The organism is Nocardia sp. NBC_01503 (genome assembly GCF_036327755.1).
Lineage (GTDB): Bacteria > Actinomycetota > Actinomycetes > Mycobacteriales > Mycobacteriaceae > Nocardia.
In genome coordinates, this window is record NZ_CP109596.1 from 158,966 (window position 1) to 180,772 (window position 21,807).

General features: G+C 67.1%; 10 protein-coding genes. 7 read left to right on the forward strand and 3 right to left on the reverse strand.

What is annotated here, in order from left to right:
- The first annotated feature begins 1 nt into the window (after window position 1).
- From OHB26_RS00630 to OHB26_RS00655, 6 genes are all read left to right on the forward strand, one after another.
- Window positions 2-13,228: an amino acid adenylation domain-containing protein gene (locus OHB26_RS00630; RefSeq protein ID WP_330182290.1), complete on the forward strand. Its 13,227-nt coding sequence runs from the start codon at window positions 2-4 to the stop codon at window positions 13,226-13,228.
- On the forward strand, window positions 13,225-14,220 hold the full coding sequence (locus OHB26_RS00635; protein WP_330182291.1) for an ATP-binding cassette domain-containing protein: 996 nt from the start codon (window positions 13,225-13,227) through the stop codon (window positions 14,218-14,220). Before OHB26_RS00630 ends, OHB26_RS00635 begins: the two co-directional genes overlap by 4 nt.
- Complete coding sequence (locus OHB26_RS00640) at window positions 14,217-15,050, forward strand: antibiotic transporter (protein WP_330182292.1); 834 nt, start codon at window positions 14,217-14,219, stop codon at window positions 15,048-15,050. Before OHB26_RS00635 ends, OHB26_RS00640 begins: the two co-directional genes overlap by 4 nt.
- 1 nt (window position 15,051) lies before the next feature.
- Window positions 15,052-15,882, forward strand: coding sequence for an ABC transporter permease (locus OHB26_RS00645; protein WP_330182293.1), 831 nt, complete (start codon window positions 15,052-15,054; stop codon window positions 15,880-15,882).
- Window positions 15,883-16,025: 143 nt separating this feature from the next.
- Window positions 16,026-16,538, forward strand: coding sequence for a peroxynitrite isomerase (locus OHB26_RS00650; RefSeq protein WP_330182294.1), 513 nt, complete (start codon window positions 16,026-16,028; stop codon window positions 16,536-16,538).
- Window positions 16,539-16,745: 207 nt separating this feature from the next.
- Complete coding sequence (locus OHB26_RS00655) at window positions 16,746-16,952, forward strand: hypothetical protein (protein WP_330182295.1); 207 nt, start codon at window positions 16,746-16,748, stop codon at window positions 16,950-16,952.
- A gap of 18 nt (window positions 16,953-16,970) precedes the next feature.
- Here OHB26_RS00655 and OHB26_RS00660 read toward each other — a convergent pair whose 3' ends face one another.
- The 3 genes from OHB26_RS00660 to ispG form a co-directional block, all read right to left on the reverse strand.
- A complete protein-coding gene (locus OHB26_RS00660; protein WP_330182296.1) occupies window positions 16,971-18,758 on the reverse strand; it encodes a penicillin-binding transpeptidase domain-containing protein in 1,788 nt (595 codons plus the stop codon).
- 91 nt (window positions 18,759-18,849) lie between these two features.
- A complete protein-coding gene (locus OHB26_RS00665; protein ID WP_330182297.1) occupies window positions 18,850-19,713 on the reverse strand; it encodes a GNAT family N-acetyltransferase in 864 nt (287 codons plus the stop codon).
- A 68-nt stretch (window positions 19,714-19,781) separates the two neighbouring features.
- Window positions 19,782-20,915, reverse strand: a complete 1,134-nt coding sequence (ispG, locus tag OHB26_RS00670) for a flavodoxin-dependent (E)-4-hydroxy-3-methylbut-2-enyl-diphosphate synthase (protein ID WP_442942976.1) — start codon at window positions 20,913-20,915, stop codon at window positions 19,782-19,784.
- 206 nt (window positions 20,916-21,121) lie between these two features.
- Here ispG and OHB26_RS00675 point away from each other — a divergent pair, with 206 nt between their 5' ends.
- On the forward strand, window positions 21,122-21,799 hold the full coding sequence (locus tag OHB26_RS00675) for an endonuclease V (RefSeq protein ID WP_330182299.1): 678 nt from the start codon (window positions 21,122-21,124) through the stop codon (window positions 21,797-21,799).
- The last annotated feature ends 8 nt before the right edge of the window (window positions 21,800-21,807 follow it).

A 21,807-nucleotide genomic window follows, 5' to 3' on the forward strand; every position in this document is an offset into this window, starting at 1 on the left:
CATGGCTTCCAGCTCTGCCACCTCAGCCTTCGCTCTGTCCGCTGCACAACGTGGCATCTGGTTCGCCCAGCAGCTGGCTCGTGACACCCCGATCTCCATCGCACAGTACGTCACCTTCGACGGCGCGGTGGATGTGGAACTGCTCGCCAATGCGGCGCGGCAGGCCGGTCGCGAGTTCGGCACCGGCTATCTGCGGCTGCTCGAGATCGACGAACTCCCCTGGCAGCTGGTCGACACCGGCCTCGACGACCGAATTCTCACCATCGACCTGAGCGGTGCGCCGGATCCGGAGGCCGCCGCACAGGCGTGGATGCGTGCGGAGTACACCGCGCCACTGGACCTCACCCGGGACCGGCTCTGCACGGTGGCCATGCTGAAGCTGGCCGAGAACAGGTGGTTCTGGTACTCGCGACTGCATCACATCCTGCTCGACGGGGTCGGCGCGCTCACCATGCTGCAGCGCACCTCCGAGCTCTACAACAGCTGGGCGAACGGCGCCGAGGCACCCGAGGGCAAGGCGGAGCCGCTCCGCAATATCGTCGAAGCCGATGTGGCATACCGGAACTCGGATCGCATCAATGCCGATCGGGAGTACTGGAAACAGCATCTGGCCGGTATGCCCGAGCCGGTATACCTGGGCAGGCATGCCGGAGCGGTGGACGCGCACCCCCGACTGCTCAGCGGTGCGCTGCCGGAGGAGACCGCGGCGCTGCTGGAGGCCATCACCACCGAACTCTCCACCAGCGCGGCACCCGTGGTGGTGGCCGCCTTCGGAGCCTTCGTCGGAGCCATGACCGGCAGCGGCGAGATCGTGCTGAGCCTGCCGGTCTCCGGGCGCACGACGGCGGCGCTGCGGCGTTCGGGCGGAATGGTCGCCAATGTGGTGCCGCTGCGGCTGCATCCCGCGCCCGTCGCCACCATCGGCGAGCTGATTCGCGCCACCCAGGGTGAACTCACCGCCGCGCTGCGACGACAGCGGTACCGGCAAGAGGACATCATTCGCGACCTCGGCTGGGCCATGGACGAGATCGCCGGATTCGGGCCGACGGTGAACCTCATGCTCGCCGATACCCGGATCCGGCTCGGCGGGGTCACCGGACAGCTGCATGTGCTGACCTCGGGGCTCATCGACGACCTGTTCGTCAATGTGTACCCCGGTACCGGTGGCGAGCCCACCCACATCGACTTCCAGGCCAACCCGAACCGCTATGACGAGGCAGAATTGGCCGGACTGCATGCGCGGTTCCTGGACTTCCTGCACCGATTCCTGTCCGGCGGGCAGAGCGCACCCTTGGCGGGTGTCACCGCGCTGTCGGCGACCGAACGCGCGGAACTCGTTCCGGCACAGGGGCGTAAGGGGGTCAGTCCACGCAGCCTGCCCGAGATTCTGAGCGCGGGCGCCCGGCTCGATCCCGCGGCCATCGCCATGCGCGCCGACGGTACCGCCTTCACCTATCGTGAGGTCACCGAGTACACCAATCGACTGGCGCGGGTGCTCATCGAGGCGGGCGCGGGACCCGAACGAGCCGTTGCCATTTCGATTCCCCGTTCGGCGGAGTCGGTCCTGGCCATGATCGCGGTGGCCCAGACCGGGGCGGCATTCGTGCCTATCGATCCGGGATACCCGACGGACCGGATCGAACATATGCTCACCGACAGCGGCGTGGTGGCCGGAGTGACGGTGACCGCCGCGCGCGCGGCACTGCCGGATCGGGTGCGGTGGCTGGTGCTGGATACCGAATCCACCGAAACCCGGATGGCCGCAGCGGATTCCGATGAGCTCACCGATGCCGATCGGCGCGCGCCGGTGCGGGTCGACCAACTGGCCTATCTGATCTACACCTCCGGTTCGACCGGACTGCCCAAGGGTGTCGGGGTCACCCATCGGGGGCTGGCGAATCTCGCCACCGGATCCGGTGCCGCGTTCGGTGTCGGATCGGATGCCGTTATGGCGCATGCCGTTTCGCCGAGCTTCGATATCTCGGTCGAAGAGTTGCTCGTCGCCCTCGCGGTGGGCGCCACGGTGGCGGTGGTGCCGCCGGCCGCCTACGCCGGCGAGGAGTTGGCACGGGTACTGCGCACCCTCGAGGTGACACATCTGAACGTGACTCCGGCGGTGGCCGGTTCACTCGAACCGGAGACACTCCCCCGCCTGCGGACCGTGGTGGTCGGCGGCGATTCCTGCCCGCCCGAGCTGCCGGTGCGCTGGGCCGGGCGCTCGGTACTCAATGGCTACGGGCCCACCGAGACCACCGTGACCGCGACGCTCAGTTCACCGCTGTCGCCCGGCGCGCCCATCACCATCGGCACACCCGCACGCGGTGTGCGCGCGGTGGTGCTGGATCCGTGGCTGCGGCCGGTGCCGCCCGGGGTGACCGGTGAACTGTATTTGAGCGGGCCAGGGGTGGCGCGCGGCTATCACCAGCGCATCGCCTTCACCGCGGAGCGCTTCGTCGCCGATCCGTACGCGCCCGGGGAGCGCATGTACCGCACCGGGGATCTGGTGCGCTGGCGGCGGCGCGGTGGGCGCAATGAACTGGAGTACGCCGGACGCGGCGACACCCAGGTGAAGGTGCGTGGCTTCCGCATCGAACTGGGCGAGGTCGATGCCGCGGTGGCACGGCACGCGGGTGTGGAGTCGGCGGTCACCGTGGGAGCCACCACGCCCGGTGGCGCGACCGCGCTGGTCTCCTATGTACTCGCCGCATCGGGTTCCGCGGTCGACCCGGAGTCAGTGAAAGCCACGGTGGCCCATCATCTTCCGGCGCATATGGTGCCGTCGGTGGTGATGGTCCTGCACTCCTTCCCGCTCACCCCGGCGGGCAAGGTGGATCGGAAGGCGCTGCCGCAACCGGAGTTCGGGGCGCGGACCCGCACCGGCCGGGCCGCCGAGGGCTACCGCGAGCGGATTCTCGCCTCGATCTTCGCCGAGGTGCTCGGCACCGACGATATCGGCGCGGACGACAATTTCTTCGCCCTGGGCGGCGACAGCATTATCGCCATCCAACTGGTGGCGCGGGCCAAGACCGCCGGACTGGCGCTGCGCGCCCGAGATGTCTTCGAACACAAGACCATTGCCGGTCTGGCGCTGGCCGCCACCGAGGTGACGACACCGGTGGTGCGGGAGTTGCCGGGCGGCGGCATCGGCCCGATACCGCTCACGCCGATCGTCTACGACATGCTCGAACACGGCGAGTCCTGGCAGCGGTACGCGCAGGCGGTGCTGATCGGACTCCCCCGCGGCGTCGGCCGAGCACAGCTCCTACCCGCCGTGCAGGCGCTCCTGGATCGGCATGACCTGCTGCGAAGCACGCTGAAACGCACCGATGACGATTGGGAATGGAGCGTCGGCGAACCCGGTTCGGTGAACGCCGAGACGCTCGTCGATATCTCGCACGCACCCACCGGGCGGGACGGCGCGGCGGAGCTCGAGCATGCGGCGGACCTGCTCGATCCGGCAGCCGGAATCATGGCGCGGTTCGTACTCATCGACCCTCCCGATACCGATCCACTGCTGTGGATCGTGCTGCACCACCTGGTCAGTGACGGTGTCACGTGGCGAATTCTGCTGCCCGACTTGGCAACCGCGTGGGCGGGGGTCGAGCTGCAACCGGTGGGGACCTCGTTCCGGCGGTGGGCGCACGCACAGCATGAGCAGGCCGCGGAGCGCGCGGTGGAGCTGCCGCTGTGGCAGGAGATTCTGGCTACCCCCGATCCGCCGATCGGCGCGCGCGCCTTCGATACCGCACTGGACACCGTGGCGACCATGGGGCAGCTGCGGACCACCATCGATGCCGAAACCTCTTCGGCCGCATTGGAACTCATTCCGGAGCGGTTCCACTGCGGTGCGGATGACGCACTGCTCACCGCGCTCGCACTGGCCGCGGCCCGCTGGCGTGGGAACAATCGCACCCTGCTCACCCTCGAGGGCCACGGCCGCGAGGAGGCGATCCTGCCGGGGGCCGATATCTCACGCACCATCGGCTGGTTCACCAGCGTGTATCCGGTGGCATTGGATCTGCGCGGAATCAATATCGACGATGCCTTCGAAGGCGGATCCGCTGCCGGGATCGCGCTCAAGACGGTGAAGGAGCAGCTGCGGGCGATTCCCGACAAGGGCGTTGGCTTCGGCATGCTCCGATACCTGAATACCGCTACGGCAGCATCACTTTCGGGTGCGGATACACCGCAGCTCAGCTTCAATTATCTCGGCCGCACCGGGGCGGGCGCGATGGATGCCGATACGCCCTGGCTGCCCAAGTACTTCGATGCCACCAATGACGATGCCGCACCCCTGGCGGCAGCCGTCGATATCAACGCCATCCACACCGACGCCGGACTCGAGGTGACCTGGGCGTACGCCTCACGACTGCTCAGCGAGGCGCGGGTACGCGAATTCGCCGAGCTGTGGGCGGCGGCACTGACCGCGCTCACCAGCCATGCCCGGCGTTCCCGGGCGGGCGGGCACACACCCTCGGACTTCCCCCTCGTCACCGTCTCGCAGCCGAATATCGATGCGTGGGAACGGGATTACGAGCGGCTCAGCGATGTCTGGCCCCTTTCACCGCTCCAGTACGGGCTGCTCTTCCATGCCCGCTACGACACCGATACCGCCGACGGATACACCGTGCAGACCCGGCTGGGACTGGCCGGGCGGGTGGATGGCGCGCGGCTGCGCGGTGCGGCGCAGAGCCTGCTCGACCGGCACGACGTATTGCGGGTCGTCTTCACCGAAACGGCCGCCGGACCGCGGCAACTGCTGCTCGGGGCCGCCGAACTCCCGTGGCAGGAAATCGATCTCACCGATATCGAGGATGCCGGTGAGCGCTCACGCGAACTGGAACGACTGATCGCCGTCGACGCGGGCACCCGCTTCGACCTGGCCCGGCCACCGCTGCTGCGCTTCAACCTGATTCGCACCGGCGACGAGGCGTACACGCTGCTCATGACCAATCACCATCTGGTGCTGGATGGTTGGTCCACACCGCTGCTGGTGCGCGAACTGCTCGCGGGATATCTTTCGGCCGTCACCGGGCAGCAGCTCATCGGCGCACCCGCGCACTCCTATCGGGAATTCCTGGCCTGGCTGGGCGAGCAGGACGATGCCGCCTCCATGGCCGCGTGGACCGACGCACTCGCGGGCGTGGACTCGCCCACCCGGGCGGTGCCGAGCCTGGCGGGTATCGAATCGACCGAATCCGGCATGGTCTCCATCGATTTCGGGCCCGCACAGCTGGCGCGCCTGGAGACCACCGTGCGCGCCGCGGGGGCGACGGTGAACACCGCGGTGCAGACCGCGTGGGCGCTGCTGCTGGCCATGCTCACCGGTCGCACCGATGTGGTGTTCGGCGGTACCGTCTCCGGGCGGCCGCCGCAGCTGGCCGGGGTCGAGGAGATGATCGGGCTCTTCATCAATACGCTGCCGGTGCGGGTGCGGCTGGATCCCGGTGAGCGCGTAGCGGATCTGCTCGCGCGGGTACAGGACGAGCAGGCGCGGCTGCTCGATCACCAGCATGTCGGGCTGGCCGCCATCCACCAGGCGGTCGGACTGCCCGAACTGTTCGACACCCTCACCGTCTTCGAGTCGTACCCCATCGATCGCGAAACCCTCTCGCAGGCAATGGATATCGCCGGAATGCGGATACTCGATGTCTCGGGCACCGATGCCACCCCGTATCCGCTCAACCTCATGGTGATTCCGCAGCGCGCCGCCGACGGGGCCGAAAGCCTGCAGCTCACCGTGAAATTCATGGCCGATCAACTGTCCGAGGCCGAGGCACGGCGACTGCTCGAACGCTTCGGCTACCTGCTCACCCAGATCTCCAACGCGCCGCAGTATCGAGTCGCGCAGCTCCAGCACTGTGAGCCCGCCGAACGCCGTCAACTGCTGCCGGTGCGCGGCGGCGATCCGGTGCCCATGCGCACGCTGCCCGAAATCCTCGGGGCGGGAGCGCGAGTCAATCCGGACGGCATCGCCATCAGCTCCGGCACCCTCACCATGACCTACCGCGATCTCGACGCCTGGTCCAATCGCTTCGCCCGGGTGCTGCTGCGGCGCGGGGTGGGCCGCGAGGTCTTCGTGGTGCTGGCGCTGACCCGCTCGGTGGAATCCATTGTGGCCGTGTGGGCCCTGGCCAAGACCGGGGCGGCGTTCCTGCCGCTGGATCCCAATTATCCGGTGGAGCGGATCGAACACATTCTCTCCGATTCGCGGGCGCCGATCGGGGTGACGGTGTGCGCGGTCGGCGAGACACTGCCGGGGAGTATCGACTGGCTGCTGCTGGATGATCTCAACACCATTCGGCGGGTGATGACGGTATCGGACGCGCCGATCACCGATGCCGAGCGCGGTGGGCCGATCGACCTGAATCAGGTTGCGTACCTCATCTATACGTCGGGCTCGACGGGTAAGCCCAAAGCGGTGCTGTTGAGCCATCGCGGGCTGGCCAATCTCGCCTCGTCGCAGGAGACCTTCCTCGATCTGAACGAGGAGTGCAGTCCGCTCCAGGTGGCCTCGCCCAGTTTCGATGCCTCCGTGCACGAGATGTTCATGGCGCATGCCATGGGCGGGCGATTGGTGGTGTCACCGCCGGATGTCTACGGCGGCAATGAACTCGAAGAGCTCATGCGCACGCAGGGGGTGACGCACGCGGTCATCACACCGTCCGTACTGGCCACCATGAACCCGGCCGGGCTGAGCGAACTGCGCAATCTCACCGTCGCCGGTGAAGCCTCCGGGCCGGAGCTGGTCGCCGACTGGTCACCCGGTCGGCGCATGGTCAATCTTTACGGCCCAACCGAATTCAGCATCTGGGCCACCGGTCCGGGTGAACTGCGACCCGGTGAACCCATCACCATCGGCGCACCCATTCGCGGCGCCGCCGCCATGGTGCTGGATACCTGGCTGCGGCCGGTGCCGATCGGGGTGACCGGGGAGCTGTATCTGGCAGGCCCCGCCCTGGCACGTGGCTACTTCAACCGATTCGGGCTCACCGCAACACGTTTCGTGACCAACCCGTACGGTGCGCCGGGAGCGCGCATGTACCGCACGGGTGACATGGTGCGCTGGGTCGAGATGAAGCATGACGGTGGGACCCGGCTCGAGCTGGAGTATCAGGGGCGCAGCGACTTCCAGGTCAAGATCCGCGGCCTGCGTATCGAGCTCGGTGAGATCGACGCGGTACTCAATGCCGATGATCAGGTCGAATACGCCGCCACCATCGGCGCTCCGGGACCGGCGGGCCAAACCGTACTGATCTCCCACGTGGTCGGGCTGGCCGGACGGACCCTCGATACCGAACTGCTGCGCACCCGGGTGGCCTCCGCGCTGCCCGGATATATGGTGCCGAGCTACATCATCGAATTGGCTGACGTACCGCTCACCCCGGTCGGCAAACTCGACCGAAACGCGCTGCCCGCACCGGATTTCAGCAGTTTGCAAGAGCGCTACCTGGCCCCGCGCACCGCCGTGGAGACCGCGGTCGCCGAGGTGTTCGCCGAGGTGCTCGGAGTGGAGAAGGTCAGTATCGACCGGTCCTTCTTCGAACTCGGCGGCAATTCGCTCAGCGCCACCCGGGTGATCGCCCGCGTCAATACCGCTCTCGGCGCGACCGTGGCCCTGCGCGACCTCTTCGACGCGCCCACCGCCGCCCAACTCGCGGCCCGTGTGGTGCCAGCCGGTGCAGGCTTCGGGCGACCCGTCCTCGCGGCGCGCATTCGCCCCGACCGGATTCCGCTCTCCCCCGCACAGCAGCGCATGTGGGTGATGAACCGCCTCGACCCGACCTCGGCGGCCTACAACATCTCGGTCGCCCTGCGGCTTCGCTCCGTCGACCCGCGCTTCGGCGAACTCGAGGTGACCGCACTGCGGGCGGCCGTCATCGATGTGGTGACCCGCCACGAGACGCTGCGCACCATCTACCCCGCCGATGCCGACGGGCCGCGCCAGGTGGTCGTCGGCGTGGAATCGGCCACGCCGGATCTGACCCTCATCGACACCGAAGACGGTGCGGCCCTGGCCGATCACATCGCCGAGATCACCGGCGCGGGCTTCGACCTGACCCGCGAGGCACCACTGCGGGTAGGGCTGTTCCGCATCGCCACGGATACACCCGAGCACACCACCCATGTGGTGGTGCTGGTCGTACACCATGTCAGTGCGGACGGCACCTCGATGGCACCGCTGGCAACCGATCTGATGGCCGCCTACCTGGCCCGGACCAGCGGTGCGAGCCAGGGGCTGCCACCGCTGCGGGTGCAGTACGCGGACTACTCGCTGTGGCAGCGCGAGCTGCTCGGCGATGAGCAGGATGCGGATTCCCTTGCCGCTCAGCAGATCCGGTACTGGTCCGAGCGACTGGCGGCCGCCCCGGATGTGCTGGAGCTGCCAACGGATCGCCCACGACCCGCCGCGCAGTCCATGCGCAGCGCCGATCTGCCGTTCACGGTGCGACCCGAATTGCACAGCGCGCTGACGACTTTGGCCACCGAGACCGAGTCCAGCCTCTTCATGGTGGTGCATGCCGCGCTGGCGGTACTGCTGTCCCGGCTCGCCGGAACACCCGATGTCCTGATCGGCACCGCCATCGCCGGACGCGGGGACGCCGCGCTGGACGATCTGGTGGGCATGTTCGTGAATACACTGGCGCTCCGTACGCCGGTCGATCCAGGCCGGGGCTTCCGCGAATTCCTCTCCGCGGTGCGGACTTCGGACCTCGATGCCTTCGCGCACGCCGATGTGCCGTTCGAACGCCTGGTACAGGTGTTGGACCCGCCACGCTCGACCGCACACCACCCGCTGTTCCAGGTCTCCCTGTCACTGCAGAACTTCAGCCTGCCCGAACTGGAATTCCCGGGCCTGCGGGTGGGTGTCGAGCCCTTCGACCGCGACACCTCACAGTTCGACTTGACCTTCGACCTGCGTGATCCGCGCGCCGGGGCCGAACCCGGCGGACTGGAAGGCACACTCACCTACGCCACCGACCTATTCGATCCGGCCACGGCCGAACAGCTCGTCGCCAGGTGGGAGTTGGTACTCACCGCCATTACCGCGAACCCGGATATCCGGATATCCGATATCGACGTGCTGTCGGCGGCGGAACGGAAGGCACTGGTTCCGGTGCGCGGTCCACGTGGCGGCGCGACCGGCACCCTGGCCGAGCTGCTCACCACACCGTCGGCCTTCCACCCGGATCGCCCCGCCATCGTCGCGGACGGGCGAACCACCACCTACGGTGAGCTCGAGGAGGCCGCCGAACAACTGGCGGCCAAGCTCTCCAGCGCCGGCGCGAACGTCGAAACCGTGGTGGCACTGACACTTTCACGCAGTACGGAACTGTTGATCGCACTGCTCGCCACCGCCAAGACGGGTGCGGCCTTCCTGCCCATCGACCCGCGCCACCCCCTCGACCGTATCGACCACATGCTCTCGGACTCCGGCGCGGTACTCGGCCTCACCACCAACGCACATCGGCCGGTGCTGCCCGACACCATCCGGTGGCTGACCCTGGCATCGGACCAGGATCCGACTGCTGCCGACTTCCACTGGGGCACAGCGGAATCCCGATGGGCGTCGATCGAATCCGGCTGGTACTCGACCGAGCGGGAGATCCATCCGGACCATCCGGCCTGGCTCATCTACACCTCCGGATCAACCGGCACGCCCAAGGGTGTGTCCGTCTCGCATCGCGGCATCGCCGATCTCGTCCGCGCACAGCACCACATGCTGGGGCTCAATGCGAACTCGCGGGTATTGCAGGTCGCCTCACCCAGTTTCGACGCCTCCGCCTTCGAGGCGCTCATGGCGTTCGGTGCGGGCGGAACCGCCGTGGTCGCGCCGCCGGACGTCTTCGGCGGTGACGCGCTGGCCGAACTCATCGCCACACAGCGGGTCACCCACCTGGTGATCACGCCCTCCGCGCTCGCGACCATGGATCCCGCCGCCGTTCCGAGTGTGCGGGTACTCGCGGTCGCCGGTGAGGCCATCGGGCCGGACCTGGTGAGTCGCTGGGCGGCGGGGCGCATGCTGGTGAATCTCTACGGTCCCACCGAATTCACCATCTGGGCAACGACTTCGGATGTGCTGCGGGCCGAAGGACCGGTCACCATCGGTCACCCGATTCGCGGAGCGGCCACCCTGGTACTGGACGATCGGCTGCGACCGGTGCCCTTGGGCGTCGCGGGTGAGCTGTATCTGGCCGGTCCCGCACTGGCTCGCGGGTATCATGCGCGCCCGGGGCTGACCTCGGGCCGCTTCGTCGCCAATCCCTATGGCGGCGTGGGCGAACGCATGTACCGCACCGGCGATCTGGTGCGGTGGACCGGGGCGCTCAGCTCGCCGCGGTTGGAGTATCTGGGTCGCACCGACTTCCAGGTCAAGGTGCGGGGTCAGCGGATCGAGCTCGGCGAGATCGACGCGGTGCTGAATCGCGCGGATAAGGTCGAATTCGCTGTGACACTGGGTGTTCCGGGTCCCGGCGGAGCGACGGCGCTGGCCGCGTACCTGCTGCCCGAGCCCGGAGCGGCACTCGATCTCGCGGCCGTGCGCGCGTACGCCGCCGACTCATTGCCCGGCTATATGGTGCCGACGGCCTTCGTGGTCCTCGACGCCATACCGCTCAATGCCGTCGGCAAGCTCGATCGGAAAGCATTGCCGCAACCGGTATTCGAGGCCGAGACCGAGTACCGCGCGCCGACCACCGATACCGAGACCAAGCTGGCCGCGATCGTCGCGGAGCTGCTCGGGCGGGATCGGGTCGGGGTGCACGATTCGTTCTTCGCGCTCGGCGGTGACAGCATTCTGGCCATTCAACTGGTGTCGCGAGCGCGACTGCACGGACTCGAACTCACCCCGCTACAGATCTTCGAACATCGCACCGTCGCCGCGCTGGCAGCGCTGGCGGATGCGGCGGGCGAGACCGTGGTGCTGGAGGAACTGCCCGGTGGTGGGGTCGGTGACTTCCCGCTCACCCCGATCATGCGGTGGATGCTCGAGCGCGGCGGCGACTTCGGCCGGTTCGCGCAGACCGCGGTCCTGGAGATGCCCGCCGCGATCACCCGCGAACAGCTCGTCGCCACCGTCCGCGCCGTGGTCGATCAGCACGATATGCTGCGCGCCCAGCTCATGGAGGAGGACGGCGCGTTCTGGCTGCGCACCCGGGAACCGGGCGCTGTCGATGTGGACGCCCTGCTGTATCGGGTGGAGTTCGATGCGGCGGGCAGCTCCGAGCTGCGGGAATACGCCCGAACCGAGCTGAATACGGCCATGAGCCGACTCGATCCGGCCGCCGGGGTGCTGTTGCAGATGGTGTGGCTCGATCCGACGGGACCGACCGGTCGCTCCGGAAGATTGATCCTGATCGCCCATCATCTCGTAATAGATGGTGTGTCCTGGCGAATCCTGGTGCCCGATCTGATCGCCGCCTGGGCTCAGATCTCCGGTGGCGCTGAACCGGTACTGACCGCCACCGGGACCTCCATGCGCCGCTGGGGACACGCACTGCACGAGGAGGCGTACACCACGACCCGCGTCGCCGAACTCGAGCATTGGCGCGCACTCGCCGAATCACCCGATCCGCTCATCGGCCGCCGCGAACTCGACCCGGCCATCGATCGCGTCGGCACCGTGCGCGCGGTCGATGTGGAGGCCGATGCCGAGGTCACCACCGCCCTGCTCACCACCCTGCCCGCGCTCTTCGGCGGCAGTGTCGAGGACGCGCTGCTGGCCACCCTGGCGCTCGCGGTGCGGCGGTGGCGAACCCGTTCGGATGAGGAATCCGTACTCATACGTATGGAAGGCCACGGACGCCAGCAGGAGATCATTCCGGGCGCGGACCTGTCCCGCACCATGGGCTGGTTCACCACCCTGTACCCGGTGCGCCTGGAGCTGCCCGGCATCGATATCGACGATGCCATCGACGGCGGCCCGGCCATGGGCGAGGCGATCCGCGCCGTCAAACATCAGCTACTCGCCGTGCCGGACAAGGGCATCGGCTTCGGCCTGCTGCGCTATCTCAACCAGGACACGGCGGCCCAACTGCCGCAACGGGTTCCGGGCCGCATCGGATTCAACTACCTCGGCCGCTACGCCGCCGCCGATATCCCCGCCGGGCTGGAAGGGCTCGGCTGGCTGCCGACCGAGGAGTTCGGCGACCTGCACGCCACCGAGCATGCGGACGTACCGGTCACCACCGAGATCGAGATCAACGCGGTGGTGGCGGACAACCGGCTCCAGGCCACCTTCACCTATCCCGACGCACTATTGACCAGAGCGCGAGTCGCGACCCTGGCCTGGCTCTGGATCGAAGCGCTCACCGCAGCGGCCCGTTTCGCCGCGACGCCGGAGGCCGAGGCAGCGGCCGAGGCGGAGCGGGACTACCTCGCCGAGCAGGCACGTGCGGCACTCGCTGCGGCACAACCGGATTCGACACCCGGACTCGGATTGGACGTGGTGCTGCCCATTCGCCCCGGCGGCGATCAGCCCGCGCTGTTCTGCATCCATCCGTCCTCCGGTATCGCCTGGACCTATCTCGGCCTGGCCGAACTCCTGCGGCCCGGACGCCCCATCTACGGTCTACAGGCCCCCGACCTGTCCGGGGAACCGCACGCGCGCAGCATCGACGATTTCGCCGAGCGCTATGCCCGGGAGATCCGCCGCCTGCAACCGGAAGGCCCATATCACCTGTTGGGCTGGTCTTTCGGCGGACTCATCGCGCACGCCGTCGCCACCAAGCTCGCGGCCTCGGGCGCGCGAATGGGTGTGCTCACCCTGCTCGATGCCGACCACACCGATATCGACGGAGACAGTATCGAACCGCTCACCGCCGGTTCCTTCGTCGCCGCCTTCGGCTCGGTCTTCGGCATCACCGATATGCCCGCCGATGCCACCGCACAGGAGGCCGCCGATCTCATACGTCAACGGATGGGCGGAGTTTCGCTGGTCGACGCGCTCACCCTGGAGCGCATGGCGGCCTCCTACAATGCCTCCGCCCGCACCCGCACCGGCTATCAACGACCCGTATTCCACGGCGACGCACTGTATTTCAGCGCCACCGTGGGCACCTCGGACATCTTCGGACCCGCCGGTTGGCGACCCTGGATCACCGGCCGCATCACCGATCACGATATCGAGGTCGGCCACGACGAGCTGACCGCGCCGCACGCGCTCGCGGAGATCGCACGCGTCCTCGACGAACACCTTCTCGACGAACACCTGGGAGACCAACCGTGACAACCACCGACAGCGCGGCCGACGGCGTCATTGTCGAAGGCGTCGAGAAATCCTTCGGAGCCGTACAAGCCCTGCGCGGCATCACTTTCAAGGCCGCACCGGGCGAGGTACTCGGCATCCTCGGCCCCAACGGCGCGGGCAAGACCACCACCGTCAATATTCTCTCCACCCTCATCGCACCCGATGCCGGACGCGCCTCGGTGGCCGGGCACGATGTGGTCACCGCCGCCGCCGAAGTGCGCCGCAGCATTATGCTCACCGGCCAATTCGCCGCCCTCGACGACGCTTTGAACGGTTATGAGAACCTGGTCATGTTCGGGCGGCTGATGGGGCTGCGCAAACGCGCCGCCCGCGCCCGCGCCGACGAACTCATCGAGGAGTTCGACCTCATCGCCGCCGCCAAACGCCGGGTCGGCACCTACTCCGGCGGTATGCGGCGGCGTATCGATATCGCCTGCGGACTCGTGGTGCGACCCGAGGTGGTCTTCCTCGACGAACCCACCACCGGACTCGATCCCCGTAGCCGCCAAGGGGTTTGGGACCTCGTCGGCGGTTTCCGCAAGCACGGCATCACCACCCTGCTCACCACGCAGTATCTGGAGGAGGCCGACGCGCTCTGCGATCGGATCATCGTCATCGACCACGGCGTGGTGATCGCCAGCGGCACCGCCGATGAACTCAAAGCGCGCACCGGCGGCAGCTACTGCGAGATCGTGCCGTTGCGCATGGAGGATCTGCCCGCCATCGCGCTGGCACTGGGCGACCTGTTCCCCGAAGCCAATCGGGCCGCGCTGACCGGTGATGCCGACCGGCTCGCCATACCCGCACCCGAGGGCGCGAAAACGCTCGCCGAGGCGCTGCGCCGACTCGACAGCGCCGGAATGGAATTGGTCGATATCGCACTGCGGCGACCATCCCTGGACGAGGTATTCCTCACCCTCACCGGACATCTCACCGAGAAGCCCGAACCCAATGGAAAGGGCCGGTCATGACCACCGTGGCCGCCACCCGCGACGCCTGGCTCACCAGCACCCGCGCGACCCCCGCCACCCTACGACAGTGGTGGGTGCTCACCGTGCGGCTCATCGTGCCCGCCATCACCACCGGCGAGATCATTACCGCGGTGCTCGCGCCGATCACCTTCACCGCCAGCTTCTATATCCCACTCAATCGCGTGATGACCTTCGCCGGAACGGGATTCAGCAGCTACGCGCAGTTCATGGCACCCATCGTGATTCTGCAGGCCGCCGCGTTCACCGCCATCTCCGCCGCCTTCCGGGCCGCCACCGATATGGTCTCCGGACTCGACCGGCGCTTCGACGCCATGCCCATGCATCCACTCATCCCGACCGCGGCACGCATGTCCGCCAATACGTTTCGCATGGTCATCGGGCTCATCTCGGCGCTGGTGAGCATTCGCTTCATCGGCTTCCACTTCCACGCTGGCACCGCCAACACCATCGGCTTCCTGGCCTTCGCCATGCTCATCGGCATCGCCTTCAGCCTCGGCGCGGATGTGATCGGCACCGTCACCAAGAGCCCGGAGGCCACCACCCAGATGCTGGTGCTGCCACCCCTGATTCTCGGCATGCTCTCCACCGGACTCGCACCCGCCACCCAATTCCCGCACTGGGTACAGGCTTTCGTGCGCAATCAGCCGGTCTCACAATTCGCGTACGGGCTGCGGGCGCTCGGCGGTGACACCCGCGGGAACGCCGGTGCGGTGACCTGGTCACTCATGACACCGCCGCTACTGTGGGCCGCCGCCATCATCGTGGTCTCGCTGTACTTCACCGTCCGGCTGAATACGAAGAGGTCGTGACATGTCCATCGAAACCACCCTCGCCGATCGCGATACCGTCGACATCCTGCGCCCGCGCGAATCGTCCATACCGGCGCTGCTGCGGCACACCTGGATTCAGACCCAGCGGCTGCTACTGCGCTGGGCGCGCGATCCGATCACCTTGCTGGAGACGCTGATCGTCCCCTGCCTGCTGCTGCTCATGCTCAATATCGTGGTGGGCAGCCAGATTCAGAAGTTCTCCGGACACAGTGCGCTCTACGGGTCCACCCCCATGGTGACCCTGGTCGGCGCGCTCTCGGGCACGGTGGCCAGTGGCGTCATGCTCGGTCGCGAACGCGATGCCGGACTCCTCGCGCGCTTCTGGGTGCTGCCGGTGCATCGCGGATCCGGTTTGGCCGCAAGGATTCTCGCCGAGGGCTGCCGAATCTTCTGCGGCACCATCATCATCGTCGCCTTCGGCATGCTGCTCGGTTTCCGCTTCCACGAGGGGCCGCTGGCCGCATTCGTCTTCCTGTGGTTGCCGGTGCTGTTCGGCCTGGCCTTCGCCACCATGGTCACCGCCATCGCGGTCTTCACCGCCAAGTCCACCCTGGTCGAGGGGGTGGCGCTGCTGTCGTCCCTGCTCATGTTCTTCAGCACCGGTTTCGTCCCGCTCGGCGCGTACCCGAATTGGATTCAACCGGTGGTGCGGAATCAGCCCATGTCGGTCGCGGTGGACACCATGCGAGCCCTCGCCGAGGGCGGTGCGCTGGCCCGGCCGCTGACGCTGACCATCGTCTGGTCGATCGGCTTGATCATCGTCTTCGCCGTCCCCGCCGCCTACGGCTACCGCCGCGCCAGCCGCCGCTGAATTACCGCGGCCATGGGCGATTGGTCCGGAACGTCCGGAGCCGGGACCCCCATGGCCGCAACACAATCCCCCATCCAGCCCCCTTTCCGGAAATACCGGCAACACCGGGCGCCGACCGCGCGCCGGACCCCGCGCGGCGCACTATGCTGGCCGCCGTGCTCGAACCCCAATCGCCCATCGCGCCCCACCCGGATATCGCACACCTCGCGCCACTGCTCGGCACCTGGCGCGGACGCGGTCAGGGTGAGTACCCGACCATCAAAACCTTCGACTATCTGGAGGAGGTCGAGTTCGGTCATGTCGGGCGACCGTTCCTGACCTATCGGCAGCGCACCCGCGCGGTCGACGACGGACGACCCATGCACAGCGAGACCGGATACCTGCGCGCACTGCCGGACGATCGGATCGAGCTGATCCTGGCGCATCCGACCGGTATCACCGAGATCTGCGAGGGCAGCCTGGTCGCCGATGACGACGGCCTGCGCATCGAACTCGACTCCACCTCCATCGGCCGCAGCTCCAGCGCCAAATCGGTGACCGCACTGGGCCGCACCCTCTCGGTCGCCGGTGACACGCTCAGCTACACCCTGCGCATGGCCGCGGTCGAGCAACCGCTCCAGCATCACCTCGCCGCCACCATGCAGCGACAGAACTGAAATTTTCTTCGCATCCAACATCGGCGTGACCTGGCACACTTTGTCGCCATAAGTGTGCGAGGTCACACCATTGGGTTGCTTTTGGCATGATTGCCGGATTACCGTTCTTTACGGTGGCAAACAGTCAGCCAACCCTCATGAGCATCTCTTTTCCGAAACTGACCGTTCGGAGGCGATGACTCATCCCTCTAATCAAGGGAGTTGGACATGAAACGTTCGGCCCTCCTGCTACTCACCACCGCGGGCATGATCCTCGCCGGAGCCGGTGTCACCGAGATGCTCGGCGACGCCTCCACCGCGGGCCCGCCCTCCGGACAGACCCTCGCCACACAGCACTACATCACCGACACCGCCCTGGGGGAGATTCAGCCATCGGCCTGCGTGCATATCGCCGGCACGCCGTCCGATCGCTGAGTCTGCGATATTCCCGCCTCAATATCCGGCCGGTAGCGCCGTCAGCATGTCCCGCGTCACCGCCACCGCATTGTCGGAGCTGCCACCGCGCACCACGAGCGTCGCGAAGGCCATATCACCGCGATAGCCGATGAACCAGGCGTGCGAACCGCCATCCACCTCGGCCTCACCCGTCTTACCGAAGACCTCGCCCTGATCGGCGATGCGCTCGGCGGTACCACCGAGCACCACCTTGCGCATCATCAGCCGAAGACCATCCACCACTTGGGGAGTCAACTGCGGACGGTCACCCTTGACCTCCGTCGGATGACCCGAGATCAGATACGGCACCGGCGTGGAACCGTGCGCCACCGTCGCGGCCACCATGGCCAGACCGAACGGACTCACCAGCACCTTGCCCTGACCGATACCGTCCTCGGCGCGCTGCACCAGATCATCGTCCTGGGGCACCGAACCCGAGACCGTCGGCAGGCCGACCACCGTGTAATCCAGGCCGATACCCAGGGCGGCCGCGGCCGTGCGCAGATCATCACCGCTCAACTCCGAGGCGATCTTGGCGAACGCGGTATTGCAGGAGCGCTCGTACGCCGTCGACATGGGTACATCACCGAGGGAGAAGAGGTTGTAGTTCGGAATCGTGCGGTCCCCCACCGTAATCCGGCTCGGACACGGCACCACCGTATCGGGGGTGGCGTGCCCCTCGGTCATCGCGGCGGCCGCGGTCACCGTCTTGAAGGTCGAGCCCGGCGGATACATACCGGAGGCGGCGAGTGGACCGTCGGCATCGGCTGCCTCGTTCTGGGCAATGGCCAGAATCGAACCGGTGGACGGCTCGATAACCACCATCATGGCCTGGTCCTCCCGCAAATCCACCGCGTGCTGCGCGGCATTCTGAATATTGCGATCGATACCCAGGGAGAATGACGGGGAAGTCTGCGGCGCAACCTCTTTGAGCACATCGGTATCCACGCCATTGGCGTTGACTATGACCACACTCCAGCCCGCCTGACCATCCACCTCGTCGACAACGGCCTTGCGGACCTGAGTCAGCAGGTCTGGAGCGAAATGACGATCGGTCGGCACCAGATCCCACTCACGGCCGAACGTGACCCCCGGCAAACCCACCAGCTCGGCACTCACCTGCTGGTACTCCCATTCCGAAAGCACCTCCACGCCGTACCCGCCATCGGCCTTCCGCGCCCCGGACAGAATCCCCTCCGGAGAAATGCGCTCGTCGAACTGCCCCAACGTATTCGCGAGAGCGTTTGCCACCGCGACCGGGTCGTTGGTCGCCGCGCGATTGAAGACAACGCGGTAGACCGCGCCCGGCACCAGCACATCACGTCCGGAGCGCTCGTTCACCCGGGCCCGGGGTGCGGGAATCGAGCGCAATTGCAGAGTCTGCGTATCACCCAGCCGCGGATGGATATTCGAGGAGGTCCAGCGCACCCTCCAACGGCCCTCACTACGGCCCATCTGCAACTCGCCCTGATAGGACCAGACGCGATCCTTGGGTAGCCGCCACTCGTAGCTGTAGTCGATGGTGGCGGTGTCACCCGAGACGCGGGCAGGACCGGTATGCGCCGTGAGCTGGTCGGCCTGTAGCTGATCCCAGGCGGAAGCCATTGCGGGAGCGGCCTTCTCGGGCGCAGTGGTGAGGTCGGCGGCGGCCTGGACGTCATGGTCGGCGAAGGCTTGCAGGAAGGCGTCGGCAGCTTGCGCCGGACCCTGCGGACCCGACGAGCAACCCACCGCGGCAACCGAGATCGCGGCGGCCATCAGCATGGTGAAGACCCGTGTGGACATCGGCACAGATGGTAGAGCCAACTATGGGCAAACCCGCGCGACACACGGGGGGAGAACGGATTTCACTGCAACGTCACAGCACCGGAAGCGGTCAGTCCAGCAGCACTGTCGCAAATGTTGCGATCTGTCGGAATCCGACCTTCGCGTAGGCGCGACGAGCGATCTCGTTGTAGCAGTTCACATACAGACTCGCGATACGACCCGAGGCGACCACCACATTCGCGACGGTCGCCGTACCCGCGGTGCCGACACCGATTCCGCGATGCTCGGGATGCACCCACACACCCTGAATCTGACCGGTGCGCCGGGACAACGCACCCACCTCGGCCTTGAAGACCACCTCGCCGTCCTCGAAACGTGCCCAGGCCCGGCCGGATTCGATGAGCCCGGCCACCCGGCGACGATAGCCGCGGCCACCGTCCCCGGCGCGCGGGTCGACACCGATCTCCTCGGTGAACATGGCAACGGCCGCAACGAGATAGCGGTCCAACTCCTCCGGGCGCACCCGGCGGACCCGCAGATCGGGCTCCACGCCCGCGGTCTTGTCCAAGGCCAGCAGTGGCTGATCGGCACGCAGCTCACGAGCCGGACCCCAATGATCGGAGAGCAGTTCCCACAGCGGCAGCGCGAGTTCGCGACGGCCCACCACCGAGGAGCAGGCGCGCGGTGACCGCACCGCGCGCTCGGCGAACGCCCGCAGATCCCCTCTGCTACCGCGCAACGGCACCAGATTCGCGCCCGAGAAGCATAGGGACGTACTCGGTCCGCCACGACTCCACAGTTCGCCGTACGCGCCGCGGGTGTCCAGCCCATACTCCTGTAATCGGGCCGCCACCATGCAACTCGCCACCGGGTCGGTGTCGAGGACACGCAAAACCTGTGTCAGATCGCGGTTCACGAGCTGTTGGGCGCCGGAGGATTTGCCCCGGCGAGTCGGCTCCAGCACACTCCGCACGTTCACAGCCTGCCAGAACTTCTGAAAACGTGCCGCACTATTGGTATGGACCGCGCGTCGACCAGGGGTTATCCGGCGCTCACGACCGGGGAACCGCTGCCGGCGGCCTCGCCCATCTCCTCTGCGATGCGCATGGCCTCCTCGATGAGGGTCTCCACGATGAGATGTTCGGGCACGGTCTTGATGACCTCACCCTTGACGAAGATCTGGCCCTTGCCATTACCGGAGGCCACACCCAGATCCGCCTCGCGGGCCTCACCGGGACCATTGACGACGCAACCCATGACGGCAACGCGCAGCGGCACTTCCATACCCTCGAGCCCCGCGGAGACCGCGTTGGCCAAGGTGTAGACATCGACCTGCGCGCGACCGCAGGACGGGCAGGAGACGATCTCCAGTTTGCGCGGGCGCAGATTCAGCGACTGCAGAATCTGATCGCCGACCTTGATCTCCTCGGCGGGCGGGGCCGAGAGCGAGACGCGAATGGTGTCACCGATGCCCTCCGATAGCAACGCGCCGAACGCCACCGCGGACTTGATGGTGCCCTGGAAGGCCGGACCGGCCTCGGTCACACCCAGGTGCAGCGGGTAATCGGACCGCGCCGCCAGCTGGCGGTACGCCTCCACCATGACGACCGGGTCATTGTGCTTCACCGAGATCTTGATATTGCCGAAGCCGTGATCCTCGAAGAGGCTGGCCTCCCACAGCGCGGACTCCACCAGCGCCTCGGGAGTGGCCTTGCCGTACTTCTCCAGCATGCGCTTATCGAGCGAACCGGCGTTGACTCCGATGCGGATCGGGATACCGGCGGCAGCGGCGGCCTTGGCGACCTCCCCGACGCGGCCGTCGAACTCCTTGATATTGCCCGGATTCACCCGCACCGCAGCACATCCCGCGTCGATGGCGGCGAAGATGTAGCGCGGCTGGAAGTGGATATCGGCGATCACCGGAATCTTGGACTTCTTGGCGATGGTCGCCAGCGCGTCCGCATCCTCCTGCCGCGGGCAGGCGACGCGCACGATGTCACAACCGGACGCGGTCAGCTCGGCGATCTGCTGAAGGGTGGCATTGATGTCATGGGTTTTGGTGGTGGTCATGGACTGAACCGAAATCGGGAATTCGCTGCCGACGCCGACCTTGCCCACCATCAACTGACGGGTCTTGCGCCGGGGCGCGAGGACTGCGGCCGGTGCGGCCGGCATCCCCAATGCGATGGCACTGCTCACGATCAGTTGCCTACTTTCGTCTTGTGCTCACCCGTTCCGGTCCCGAGCTTACCGAGGCACGGATACCGGTCGCCCTGTGACGGCGGCGACAAGGGTACCCGCGCCCGGGCAGCGGCCCGGAATCGGCCGGGGCCTACGCTTTGTATTCGTTGCGGACGGCGCGAAGGTATACGTTTCGAGATGTGAAGGTAGCGAACCTCGATCCCTGGCCCCGCACACCGGAAGAGGCCGTGGCACTTCAGGATCGACTGCGCACCCAGATTATCTCCAGCAATCCGGCTCCGCCGCGTTTCCACACGATCGCCGGACTGGATTCGGCCTATGACGATGACGGGAATGTGGTCGCGGCCATAGTGGTGCTGGACGCCGAAACCCTCGAAACGGTCGACACCGCGACCGCCCGGGGCACCACCGACTTCCCGTACGTCCCCGGCCTGCTGGCCTTCCGAGAACTGCCCACCACCCTGACGGCCTTCGAAAACCTCACCACCACACCGGATCTCATCATCTGCGATAGCCAGGGCCTGGCCCATCCCCGCCGCTTCGGCTTCGCCTGCCATGTGGGTCTGCTGACCGGAATCCCGACCCTGGGCGTGGCCAAGAACGCCTGGGGCGACTACACGATGCCCGATGCGGAACGCGGCTCCCGCAGCGAGATCACCATCGACGGCGAAGCGGTAGGCCGAGCTCTGCGAACCCGCAGCAACGTCAAGCCGGTCTTCGTCTCGATCGGCCACCTCATCGATATCGAAACCGCCACCGCCCAGGTGCTTTCACTCACCCCCGAATACCGGCAACCCGAAACCACCCGCCGAGCCGACCGCCTCTGCCGCCGACTCCTCGCCGAACTGGCGGCCTGAGACCGCCC